The organism is Aquimarina sp. I32.4 (assembly GCF_002924285.1).
In the GTDB taxonomy this organism is placed as follows: Bacteria; Bacteroidota; Bacteroidia; order Flavobacteriales; family Flavobacteriaceae; genus Aquimarina.
Genome location: NZ_PGUB01000119.1, coordinates 1 through 12175, shown reverse-complemented (window position 1 = coordinate 12175; position 12175 = coordinate 1). Strand labels below are relative to the sequence as shown.

General features: G+C 30.3%; 14 protein-coding genes. 7 read left to right on the top strand and 7 right to left on the bottom strand.

Annotation, left to right across the window (positions count from 1 at the left end; genetic code table 11):
- The 4 genes from CVD18_RS19135 to CVD18_RS19120 all read left to right on the top strand — a co-directional run.
- Nucleotides 1-448: IS1595 family transposase (locus CVD18_RS19135; protein WP_146052694.1), on the top strand; the 448-nt coding region annotated here is incomplete at its 5' end.
- A 319-nt stretch (nt 449-767) separates the two neighbouring features.
- Nucleotides 768-1202: an Hsp20/alpha crystallin family protein gene (locus CVD18_RS19130; protein WP_103867114.1), complete on the top strand. Its 435-nt coding sequence runs from the start codon at nt 768-770 to the stop codon at nt 1200-1202.
- Between the two features lie 195 nt (nt 1203-1397).
- Nucleotides 1398-2252, top strand: coding sequence for an SPFH domain-containing protein (locus tag CVD18_RS19125; protein WP_103867113.1), 855 nt, complete (start codon nt 1398-1400; stop codon nt 2250-2252).
- A 3-nt stretch (nt 2253-2255) separates the two neighbouring features.
- Nucleotides 2256-2438 carry an Arc family DNA binding domain-containing protein gene (locus tag CVD18_RS19120; protein ID WP_103867112.1) on the top strand — a complete coding sequence of 61 codons (183 nt, stop codon included), beginning with the start codon at nt 2256-2258 and terminating at the stop codon, nt 2436-2438.
- 47 nt (nt 2439-2485) lie between these two features.
- Here CVD18_RS19120 and CVD18_RS19115 read toward each other — a convergent pair whose 3' ends face one another.
- Both CVD18_RS19115 and CVD18_RS19110 read right to left on the bottom strand, forming a co-directional pair.
- The gene (locus tag CVD18_RS19115; protein WP_103867111.1) at nt 2486-3244 is read right to left on the bottom strand and encodes a LytTR family DNA-binding domain-containing protein; all 759 of its coding nucleotides are present in this window, start codon (nt 3242-3244) and stop codon (nt 2486-2488) included.
- 5 nt (nt 3245-3249) lie between these two features.
- Nucleotides 3250-4326 carry a sensor histidine kinase gene (locus tag CVD18_RS19110; RefSeq protein WP_103867110.1) on the bottom strand — a complete coding sequence of 359 codons (1077 nt, stop codon included), beginning with the start codon at nt 4324-4326 and terminating at the stop codon, nt 3250-3252.
- 263 nt (nt 4327-4589) lie between these two features.
- Between CVD18_RS19110 and CVD18_RS19105 the strand changes: the two genes are divergently transcribed.
- Nucleotides 4590-6974: a TonB-dependent receptor gene (locus tag CVD18_RS19105; protein ID WP_103867109.1), complete on the top strand. Its 2385-nt coding sequence runs from the start codon at nt 4590-4592 to the stop codon at nt 6972-6974.
- Between the two features lie 499 nt (nt 6975-7473).
- On the opposite strand, the gene CVD18_RS22765 is transcribed toward CVD18_RS19105, so the two are convergent.
- On the bottom strand, nt 7474-7620 hold the full coding sequence (locus CVD18_RS22765) for a hypothetical protein (RefSeq protein WP_158250507.1): 147 nt from the start codon (nt 7618-7620) through the stop codon (nt 7474-7476).
- A gap of 152 nt (nt 7621-7772) precedes the next feature.
- Between CVD18_RS22765 and CVD18_RS19100 the strand changes: the two genes are divergently transcribed.
- Both CVD18_RS19100 and CVD18_RS19095 read left to right on the top strand, forming a co-directional pair.
- Complete coding sequence (locus CVD18_RS19100; protein ID WP_103867108.1) at nt 7773-9590, top strand: histidine kinase; 1818 nt, start codon at nt 7773-7775, stop codon at nt 9588-9590.
- Entirely contained in the window at nt 9583-10317 is a 735-nt protein-coding gene (locus CVD18_RS19095; protein ID WP_103867107.1) for a LytTR family DNA-binding domain-containing protein, read from the top strand. The genes CVD18_RS19100 and CVD18_RS19095 overlap by 8 nt, the downstream gene beginning before the upstream one ends.
- Before the next feature lie 115 nt (nt 10318-10432).
- Here the strand turns inward: CVD18_RS19095 and CVD18_RS19090 are convergent, their stop codons facing one another.
- The 4 genes from CVD18_RS19090 to CVD18_RS19075 form a co-directional block, all read right to left on the bottom strand.
- Nucleotides 10433-10990 (bottom strand): flavodoxin family protein, encoded by a 558-nt coding sequence (locus CVD18_RS19090; protein WP_103867106.1) that lies wholly within the window; start codon nt 10988-10990, stop codon nt 10433-10435.
- 81 nt (nt 10991-11071) lie between these two features.
- Nucleotides 11072-11395, bottom strand: a complete 324-nt coding sequence (locus tag CVD18_RS19085; protein WP_103867105.1) for a helix-turn-helix domain-containing protein — start codon at nt 11393-11395, stop codon at nt 11072-11074.
- Nucleotides 11396-11427: 32 nt separating this feature from the next.
- Complete coding sequence (locus CVD18_RS19080; protein ID WP_103867104.1) at nt 11428-11661, bottom strand: 5-carboxymethyl-2-hydroxymuconate isomerase; 234 nt, start codon at nt 11659-11661, stop codon at nt 11428-11430.
- A partial coding sequence (locus tag CVD18_RS19075; RefSeq protein ID WP_103867103.1) for a UPF0236 family transposase-like protein occupies nt 11651-12175 on the bottom strand: 525 nt, incomplete at its 5' end. The genes CVD18_RS19080 and CVD18_RS19075, both read right to left, overlap by 11 nt.

Sequence of the window (12175 nt, the reverse complement as noted above, 5' to 3'; positions counted from 1 at the left end):
ATCAGGTTTGGATTTGACAGTTGCAACTATGGGGCGTATCAAGAAAAGTGATATACAAAAGGCTATTGGAGATCGCACTAATACAAGCCAGACGATTCTTTGCAGTGATGCTCATGTGAGCTATAAAGGCTTTGCCAAAGACCAAAACATAGAACATCATCCACTCAAAGGAATTATAAAACAACGGGTAAAAGACAAAATATACCATATACAACATGTCAATTCTACCCACAATAGAATAAAAAAATGGATTGATAATGCTTTTTGGGGTGTAGCCACTAAATACCTGCAGCAGTACCTAAATTGGTTTAAACTCAAAGAGCAACTCAAAAACAATAAGGATAAGGCGCTGCTATTTGTACAAAAAACTGTCCTAGATGTTAACGCTATAAAGAATTACAGAAATATCGAAGCACAATATCAAAAACTAATATCAACGCAATTATAAACTAGAGCCTTAAACAAATAATAAGATTTGATAGGCTATTTTATTAGAGATAAAATAGTGACGATCTTGTGATTTTAATTCAAAAATAGAAGCCTGAAAATCTAGTAGTGTTTTCAGGCTTTTTGTTGTTTGATAAAATATTCAGAGATACTTAGTTGGGTTTTGAGTGAACTTTTGTCAATATACAGTAAATAAAAATGTCATTTTGTCCTGTTTTTATTATGTAAATCAGTCAAAGTGTCAGTTATTTTGTATTGGAATCCAAATTGATATGTACTCATTGTAAATATGATTTTAAATAACTTAAAAAAATAAAACAATGAGTTTACTAAAAAGAACAGACAGATTACCTTTCCTTTTTGATGATTTCTTTACAACAGATTGGTTAGGAGGAACAACAAATACCAATAAAATAGGTATTAATACTCCTGCGGTCAATGTCAAAGAGACAGAAGAAGAATTCAAAGTTGAGCTTGCAGCTCCAGGGCTTGTTAAAGAAAGTTTTAATCTAGAATTAGATAATAATGTGCTAACTATTTCATCTCAATCTACATCAGAAAAAGAAACAAAAGATTCTAGTGAATACACCCGAAAAGAGTTTAGCTATAGCACATTCAAAAGAGCATTCGATTTGCCAGAAACAGTAAATGTGAATCAAATTGAAGCTTCTTATGAAAATGGAGTATTATTTGTAAAGCTCCCTAAAAAAGAAGAAGCAAAAGTACAGCCCAAAAGGTTGATTGAGATCCTATAATTGGATTTGAGATTTTATTTAGTTAATTAATATTGTGAAAACGCCTTTTGTAAAAAAGGCGTTTTTTGCTTTTATGAAATCCTCCTATAATTTATTTAACTGTTTTGCTTTTAAAGATTAATTACATTTTTATGGATCTAAATATGTTTATAAATTATTTTTTTTGTATTATTGTGATATCAAAATGATATTATTATGAAAAAAGAAAATGAAATAAAAACAAATAATGGTTATGCGGTATTAGGTATATTATTAGTTTTGATACTGATGATGATAGTAGGAGTTGCCATCTTAACCAATTATTTGTTTTTAGTTTTACTGGTAGCAGTAGTTTTTATTGCAAAAGGTTTTTTTATTGTGAATCCTAATAGTTCTAAGGTATTAGTGCTTTTTGGAGCATATAAAGGAACAATTAAAAAGAATGGATTCTTTTGGGCAAATCCTTTTTATACCAAACAGAGAATTTCATTACGAGCAAGAAATTTTTATAGTGAACGAGTAAAAGTAAATGATAAAATTGGTAATCCGATTTTGATTAATGTAATTTTGGTGTGGAAGGTAGAAGATACATATAAAGCTGCTTTTGATGTGGATCAATATGAAGAATTTGTTAGAGTACAAACGGATGCTGCTGTAAGAAAACTAGCGGGTTCTTATCCTTATGATAATTTCGCAGAGGGCGAGCATGAAATTACTTTATTGTCTGGTATGAGGGAAGTAAATGAAGCTCTAGAAAATGAAATTACTGAACGTCTTGCTATTGCGGGAATAAAAGTGATGGAGGCAAGAATAGGGTATTTAGCATATGCTCCTGAAATTGCAAGTTCTATGCTGAAAAGACAACAAGCAGTTGCCATTGTAGCGGCTCGTAAAAAAATAGTAGAAGGAGCTGTAGGTATGGTAGAAGATGCATTAACTAAACTGTCTTCTGATGGTATTATCGATTTTGATGATGATAAAAAAGCATCTATGGTAAGTAATCTAATGGTTGTTTTGTGTGGAGATAAAGAAGCAACTCCTGTAATTAATGCAGGAACTTTACATGCATAATATATGAGTAAAAAAAAATCGTTTGTCTTAAGAATTGACCCCGAAACTTTCAAGTTAATTGAAAAATGGGCAGATGATGAGTTTCGTAGTGTTAATGGGCAATTAGAATGGATGATCCATAAAAGTCTTAAAGATGCTAAACGATTAAAATCTAAAAAAGACTCAGGTTCAGAAGAATTAGAATGATTATATAAAACGTCTTTTGTAAAAAAGGCGTTTTTTTTGATATACAATTAAAGATCCAGCCACTTTTTAAAATTAGAAGTACGTTCTCTAGAAACAATAATTTGTTCATCACAAATAGGATGTAGTTTTATAAGTAATCTACTGTTGAAATAACTATGAATTTCTATCACTGCTTTTACAGAAATCATAAATTTCCTGTTGATCCTAAAAAAGTGAATAGGATTTAGAATATCCTCAAGTTGATCAATAGTGTATTCTATAGGATATTGTTTGCCTGTATGTGAATGTAAAAAAATGACTCCTTCATGAGATTTAAAATAAGCAATATCATCTACATCAAAAGTGCTAAATTGGTTCCCTATTTTAACCATAAATCGACGTTTATATTCTTTGGCGAATAAGTTTTTGATGTGCTCAAATTTATCTTCGACTTTAGGTTTGTTAATACGAGCAATATTTTTCTGGTATTTTGCCAATGCGTTTTTTAAATCTTCTTTGACTATAGGTTTTAAGAGGTAATCTAATCCATTGTACTTAAAACCTCTTATAGCATATTCATTAAATGCAGTAGTAAATATTACAGGAGGGTGATCCTCTATACTATCTAAGATATCAAACCCATATCCATCATTTAATTGAATATCTAGAAACAGTAAATCAGGTAATAAATTATTCTTAAACCAATCTTCCCAGTTTTCAACAGAAGTGATCTGGGCGGTAATTTCTATTTCTGGAGCCAGTTCTTTGATAAGATTGGCTAAACGCCTTGAGGCAATATTTTCATCTTCAACAATTACTGCGGTCATTTCTATTAAGCTTTTGCTATTGTACTTTCTTTTATATTTTTTGGTAATAAGGGAATGGTAACCATAAAGTGTGTGTTATCAGACGTTATTATGATCTCCTTATCAGTGTAAAAAGAATATCTGTTTGATATATTTTTAAGCCCTAGTTGCGTTGATTCTTTGTCTTGTTTTCTTATGTGTAGATTATTCTTAATTATAATAGTATGGTTGTCTGTAGTAACAATATTAATTTCTAAAGGTTTCTCTTTAGAATAATAATTATGTTTTAATGCGTTCTCAACAAGCATTTGTAAGGATAATGTTGGTATTATATATTCTTTTGGGTTGATAGATATATTGGTTTTAATACTTAACGCTCCCTCATGCCTAATATTCATCATAAATATAAAAGAATCCAAAAAATTAAGCTCTTTTTCTAGGCTCACTAGGTCTTCTTCTCGATTATCAAGAATATATCGATAACATGTTGCTAATCTTGATACAAAATCAGAAGCAAGATCCCTATCCTCATACATTAGAGATGTAAGAGTGTTTAGGCTATTGAATAAAAAATGTGGGCTAATTTGATCTTTTAATGATTTATACTTAGAAGTGATCATTTCTTTTTTTAATCGATCCATCTTATTCTCTAACTCTTTTTTTTGTTCTAACGAGTAATAAAAAAGATTAAAAATAATAACAACAAAAGCTAGTAAGATAGCTCTAAGAATATCTATTCTGAATAATAACCAAGGAGTATCAACATAGATTTCACAAATATGATTGAAATGGAAAATACCTAGGTAGTATATAAAAGCCGCAATCGGAATAAAAATAACCATGTTTGTGGTAATGATCTTAATTCCACTATTTATATCAAGAGTTTTATCTGAATAAGATTTAGTCTCTTTTCTTATTAGCCAATCATTAGTTTCCCAAACCAACATCAAAAGAAAAAAAGAACTACAATAATAAAATATACTTGTAGGGTCAATGACAGTAATAGTATCATCATGATCAACAGTTGATTTGGCAAGAAAATAAATCACATTCATAGTTAGAAAACGTAATGTGAATTTCTTTAGATATGTTTTTGAGATCATTTGATTACTAGTAATTTTCTAGACATAGTGCGGTAAATATACATAACAGATAGGTACTAATTGTTTATAGTTACTCTCAATTGTTGAATTAAGAATTGAATTGTTATAGATAAAGATTGAATAAATATTCTATATGTGTCACTCTATAACTTATCACTCAAGTTTTTTTTTGACAATTCAATCATAAAAATCCCAATTCGATATTTTCTGTTTTCACCACTCCAGAAGAAATTACAGTTTTGATTAAAATCATTAATCAAATTATGAAAAAATTCACTTTTATATTTGTTCTATTACTAGGATATATTGCAAGCGCTCAAACTGGAACCGTAAAAGGTTTTGTTGTTGATAGGCAATCAGAAGCCCCTTTACCTGGGGCGACAATCGAATTATTAAATGTTGAAGAGGCTATAGGTGTGATAACCGATATGGATGGCTATTTTGTATTAGATAACGTGCCACTGGGGCGTCAAACAATACGAGTGAGTTTTATAGGTTTTGAATCTGTAACCTTACCAAATATTGTGGTGACCTCTGGTAAAGATGCATCAGTTAATGTGTCATTGACAGAAGCCTTTGATCGGCTTGATGAGATTATTATTACCTCAGAAACAAGTAAGGCTAAAGCTATAAATAAACTTACTTCTGTTTCTGCGAGACAATTTGGACTAGAAGAGGTAACTCGTTTTTCTGGAGGTAGAAGTGATGTAGGAAGATTAGCTGCAAATTTTGCAGGAGTCTCCTCTCCTGATGATAGTAGAAATGATATTGTAATACGGGGTAATTCTCCTGTAGGTTTATTATGGCGATTAGAAGGGATACCTATTCCTAGTCCAAATCATTTTTCAACTGTAGGAACTACTGGAAGTCCTGTTTCTGCATTAAACCCAAATCTTTTAAAAAATTCAGACTTTATTACATCTGCATTCCCATCAGAATATGGTAATGCGATTGGAGGTGTGTTTGATCTTGGATTTCGCAAAGGTAACATTGATGACTATGAGTTTACGGGACAAGTAGGAGTTTTTAGTGGTTTAGAAGCAATGGCAGAAGGGGCTTTAGGAAAAAATAATGGATCGTTTTTAGTCTCAGGAAGGTACTCTATGACGAGTATATTAGGGATAGGGGCAGGGGGTACATCTGCCATACCTAACTATTACGATGTTTCATTTAATATAGATTTTGGTAAAAGTAAATTAGGTAATTTTTCACTATTTGGAATCGTAGGTTTTTCTGATATTGAGTTTTTTGGAGATGATATTGACGAGGATGATCTATTTGCTGCCGAAGATGAAAATTCATTTGCAGATTCTGGCTTTGGGGTTATTGGGTTAAAACATAAAGTAAGTATAGGGAATTCTTCTTTTTTGAAAACTATAATCGCCAGATCTTTTGCAGCTAATGAATTTCAAGCAGATCGTTTTATTAATAAAAACACAGCAGAAGAACGAATTATAAAATATACCGAATCTGATAATACCGAATCAAGAACTACATTTTCTACACTTTTTAATTCTAAATTGAGTAGTAGAAGTACATTACGAACAGGAATCTTGATAGAAAATTTTGGAATAGAGTCTGTACAACGTGATCGAGAAAAGCAACCTGACAATAATGGTGATGGAGACCCTGATCTGTTTACTTTTATAGATATAGATGAGGAGCTTACGATTATTCAACCATATATTCAAGGGCAATTTCGACTTACTAAGAAATTAACATTAAATGCGGGTATACATAGTCAATATAGTAGCTTAAACGAGCAATTTGTGATAGAACCAAGAGCAGGAGTGACTTATAAAATAGGAAGAAATCATCATTTTAGCTTGGGATATGGGATACATCATCAACCAGTTTCACTACCCTTATTGTTTTTGAATGAAGAAGTTAACGGAGTATTGAAGCAAACAAATAGAGATTTGGACTTTGTAAGAAGTACTCATTATGTATTTGGGTATGATGTGAAAATAAGTAAAGGATGGAGGGGTAAAATAGAGGCGTATTATCAAGATATTGATAATGCCGCAGTAGAGCCTTTTTTATCTAGCTATTCTTCATTAAATGAAGGAGCGAATTTTGGATTTGAAAATGACCGAGTAGCACTGATTAATGAAGGAACAGGGTATAATCAAGGTGTAGAATTGACTTTAGAAAAATTTTTTAGAGATGGATATTATGGCTTATTGACTACCTCATTATTTGAAAGTAAATATAAAGGTAGTGATGCAATAGAGCGTAATACTCCTTTTAATAATGGGTATGTATTAAATTTGCTTGCAGGAAAGGAATTTACAATAGGTAAAGCTAGAAAAAATGTTTTATTTTTTGATACTAAATTGACTGTTTCTGGGGGGAGATACTATACACCAGTAAATTTAGAAGCTTCTCAATTAGCAGGTTTTGAAGTTTTACAAGAAGAACATGCTTTTAGTACACAAAATGATGACTATGTTAGATGGGATGTGAAGTTTGGGTATAAAATCAATAGCACATCAAAGAAACGTTCTCATCAGTTTTATATAGACTTACAAAATGTAACAAATAATGCGAATATTTTTACACGACGATATAATCGTTTGACGAATCAGGTAGATCAAGTAGATCAAATTGGTTTTTTTCCTGATTTTGGATATCGTTTTCAGTTTTAATAACTTCTATGATAGTATGATAAAACCTCCTCTAAAAACACTATTACAAAAGGATCTGTAAATTCAACTCTATATTTTGATTTGAGTTTATTTTAGAAGTTATTACATTACAAATATAAACTCAAAGCACTCAAATGTTTATTAAAAATTATCGAATGTATATTTTCATCTAAAACCTGTTACCCTATTTTTTATGTTTACAATAGTTTATAAAACAAGAAGCGTACACCGAAAAGCTTTGTAAATAGAGTAGGTATAATATTAAAATAATTTAAGATGAAACATTTTGAAAAGCTTCAAATCAACACAGCAGAACTTACTAAAGTTAAAGGAGGGGATAAAGGGCTACAGCTATTACTCTGGAACCAATAGGCCTAAACTGGATTAAATGTTGTTCCGACGGTTGGTGGATTGAATCTCTATAGTTGTAAGTGTTAATAAACTAATAGAGTAAGGGGAGTCTGGGGGTCAATTTATCTAAAGTTGATCCCTAGTTTTTTTATTCTTTAACGAATATATCATAGTACATTACCAAAATCTTACAGGATTTAGAAGTGAGTTGATTTGTCATTCCGTTGAAGAACGGAATCCACTTATTAATAGTGCTATGCCAAAATGGACTCCAGCCTATGCGAATATATTTCATATCAAACTTACTCTGTATTTTTGTGAAATAATTGATAAAGAATATTTTTGGGTTTTATGAGACCTAAAAATAGTTAAAACTATGTGATTTAATGTATTCCACTTTCGCTTCTAAAAACCTTTATCTTTGTTTCATGGCAGAATAAAGATAAAATGGTCATAGTATTTCTTGATAGACTATTTATAGAGTTTGGAGGACAAAATATGATGACCATGTTTAAAAAGGTGAAGTTTGAGAAAAATTCAGTAAGAGTTCTCTGTCTTAAAAATAGAAATAGTAGATTATATTTAGTAATGAAACAAAATCTGAAAGATATTTTATTTATATTTTTTATTTCCTTGATAGGGATACAATCTTTCGCTCAGAATGATGTAGAAAAACTTTTCCAGGATAGAGACTACCATAAAGTTATAGAAGCATTAACAATAAAAGAAAAAAATAGTTCTCTTGATTTAAGGGAGTATTTTTTAGTTGCCAAATCTTATGGTCGTACCAAGCAATACAATAATGGATTGGTGTATTCTAATGTTATGATTGAAAAATGTATGGTAATGAAGGATACTACTAATTTGGTGATTGCATATAACTTAAAAGCAGAAAATTTAATAGACTTGGATCGTATGCATGAAGGAGTTGTGTTTTGTGAAGAAATCAGTTCCGTTTTTAGAGAACAAGATTCTATTCAATTTCAGAACCTTTGTTTTAAATGGGGTATGTTGTATTATCATACAGAGAAATATCAAAAAGCATATAATACATACGGTAAAATTACCTTACCAAAATACCGAGAACTATCTCTTTTTAAAGATAACTATGCTTTAACACTTATGGGAGTGAGTAAATTAGACGAAGCTATAGAATATTTAAAGGAAAGTGTAGAGTTAAGGTATATCAGAGGTAATACAAATCAAGTAAGTGTAAGTTTGAATAACATTGCAAGAATCTATCAGAAGAAAAAAAACTGGAAACTTGCTAAAAAGTATTTAGACTCTGCTTCAAATAGTTTGTCAAAAAACAGTTCTTTAAGCAAGAAAAAAGGGGCATATTTAGCTTATTATAATTTATATAAAGAACAAGGGGAAATAGAGAAAGCCAAATTTTTTTTAGAATTGATAGAATATAATAATGAAGAAATTTTTAGAAAAAAAATCAATGAGAAAATTAATGCTTTAGATGTATCATATAAGCGAGAACAAGTTTTAAAAGAAAAAGTAAAGGTTTCAGAAAAACAAACTTTATGGATCGTTATAGGAGCACTATTTGCAGTGATAGGATTATTATCTACAGTGTTTTTTTTTATGTATAAGAATGTAAAATCTATTCATAAAAATACAATAACAGAACAACAACTTTTACGTTCTCAAATGACACCTCATTTTCTTTTCAATTCACTCTCTGTTATACAAGGAATGATATTGCAAAAAGAAGATAAAAAAGCGATACGTTATTTATCAAAGTTTTCAAGATTGTTACGTCTTATTTTGGAAAGCTCTAGAGAGAAACTGGTTCCATTATCTAAAGAATTAATTGCTATAGAAAGCTATGTAGATTTACAAAATATGAGTAAAATAAATCAATTTTCATATGTTTTTGTTTCAGATGATCAGATAGATATAGATATGCTGTTAATACCTCCAATGATAATTCAACCTTTTATAGAAAACGCTATAGAGCATGGTTTTAAAGAGCCGATTAATAATGCAGAAATAATAATGGAAATAACCATAAAAGAAGATATGGTTATTTGTGTTGTAAAAGACAATGGTGTCGGTATATCTACAATAAAGAGCAGTAATGAAAATCATAAAAAATCATTAGCAACAAAAATAACATCAGAACGGTTAAAAATGCTTTCCAAAAGTTCCAAAAAAGTTTCTAGAGTAGTTATAGAAAACAGAAATGTATATAATGAGCAAGGTACACAAGTAACTCTTACAATTCCATTTAAAAATATATATAAAAATGATTAAAGCTTTAATAGTCGAAGATGAATTATACATAAGAAAAGGGTTGTTGTCTATGATAGATAGCCTAGATAAAGAGGTTAGTGTATTAGGAGAGTGTGAGTCTGTAAAAGATGCAGTAGCAGTTACAAAAGCTTGTAAACCAGACTTAGTTTTTTTAGACATCAATTTGAAAGATGGTAATGCTTTCGATTTTTTAGAACAAGTAAGAGACATTCATTTTAAAATTATTTTTATAACGGCTTATGAGCAGTATGCATTACAAGCCATTAAAAATGGAGCTATAGATTATATATTAAAACCTGTAGATATTGATGAATTAGAAGATGCAATAGATAGAGCTGTAAAATCCGAATCTAGGATTCAGGAGGAGCAAGTTCAAATTGTTAAAAATCAATTAGTACACAAACAAAAAAACAAACTTGTATTGCGATTGCAAGAAGGCTATCAAGTCATAGAATATGATAAACTTACATATTGCAAGTCAGACAAAGGATATACTACTTTTTATTTGGATAATGGTAAGAAATATATGGCATCAAAACCCTTGAAAGAATACGAAGGTCAATTAGATTTCAATTCTTTTATGCGAACTCATCAATCGTATATTATAAATATGAATTTTATAGATAAATATGATAAAGATGGGTATGTGTTTTTAAAATCTGGAGAGAAAATACCAGTAGCTTCGCGTAGAAAAGAAGAGTTTATTTCTAGGCTAATGGAAGAGTAATGTTGATAAACATCCAAATCAAAGGTAGTGAAATAAAAAATATTGCTTCATGATTTTTTGTCATGATGAACCACCTTTTAGTTGTAATAAAGAAGTTGAATTATTTTTTTTTTCATTATAAAGGTTTGATAGCTAGCTGTTTTTTGTTTATAAGTTGTGATGACTGTATTTTTTTCTCAATAAAAAAATATAATTCATGTTGTAAAGAGCTTGTGATTACACCATTTTCAAGCCAAGTATGAATATCTCCTAAATAAGACATCCCTAGATAATTTGCACTTTCTATAAATGGCATGGTGAAACCTTCTTTTAATTCTGAGTCAGAACCACAACTGATCAATCCCATTTTTTTACCTCTTAGTTTTCGCCCTATTCCTTTTTCAGTTTTTAAACAATCAGTGATTCTATCCATAAAGTTTTTCATTATTCCGTTCATAGTGTACCAATATACAGGAGTTGCAAAAATGAGAGTGTCGTATTTATCAACGATTTCTTTGAAGAGAGGTATAAAATCATCGTCTTTGTTTTTTAAATCGTACTCAAAAGGACCGATGTTTTTAGGTTTTAAATCGATGATATCGAACCCTGTTTTTTCTTTTACAAATAATGCTATTGTATTGGTATTTCCATTACTTCTTGAGCTTCCCTGTAGTATTACTCCTTTTTGATTCATCTTTTTTTTATTTAATAATTATTGAAGGGCAAAGCTATTTTGTTTGTGTCAATTATCAAATAAGGGATAAGTTTTGCACTATTATAATTGATTACCAAATTCTGTGAGTGCTATAAAAACTGGGATAAGTTTATTGCCTAAAGATGTTATAGAGTATTCGGTTTTTTTAGGATATTGATTAAAATCTTTTTTTTGGATAAGGCCATCCTCTATCATTTCCTTTAACTGTTGAGTCAATGCTCTTTTTGAGGCTTCAGGTAATCCTTCTTGTATATCCTTTAAACGTAGAGATCTTTTTAAAAGCTCACTTAATATTGCAGGTTTCCATTTTCCTGAAATAAGAAGTAACGTTTTTTCTATTGAGCAATCATTTTTTAATGGTGTTTTACGTTGATAAGAACTCATGATATGAATTTTTTATAGCAGATAAAATAGTATTAGACCATTGATTTATTGCAGTAGGAAGATTTTTCAAAATCTCTAAGGTTGATTGATAGGATAGGAACATCGGGGAACATTGTTTTTAAAGTTAGGATGATCTTTTTAGAAAGATTGGCTTTTTGGGTTTCATTTCTGCCCTCCATCAGGTTTCCGAATACATGAATAAAATCATTTTTGGTATTCCCTATAGTATAATATGGGTGTACGACAAATTTCCCATTATGCTGCATTTTGGCATAATTGTTTGATCCTGAGTTCTTGTTTGCTTTTATATACTACTCTTAGTTGCGCCATTTGTTGAAAACCTTCCATAGTCCATCGCTGCCCAGATAACTTCAATCGCTGTTGCAGCACATCTTTGTGAGCAGATTCTATGGCTCCCGATCCTATTATCAGCCCTTTTTCAATATATTTATGATACTGCATTCTGTCTTTATTTTTACGATAATAGTTGATCAATGTGTTTCTTTTTCCAGTTGTTTTGCGCTGTTCTGGTAATTTTTCAAGTGTTACAATAATGGGGTCAATCCCCTTGGTAAGCATCATTTCTGAGCATGTATCAATCCACTTATATCTTTGTTTTTCATCTTTATAGTAAAGTTTAGCAAATTCGCATAGATGTTCTTTACAATGATAATAATCTACAATCTGTATACTTTCAGGATAATGTTGTTCTATCCATTTCCAAATCCACCTTGCGCCATCTGCTATAAAGACAAGAGAGTTCAGGTTTTCCAAATGATA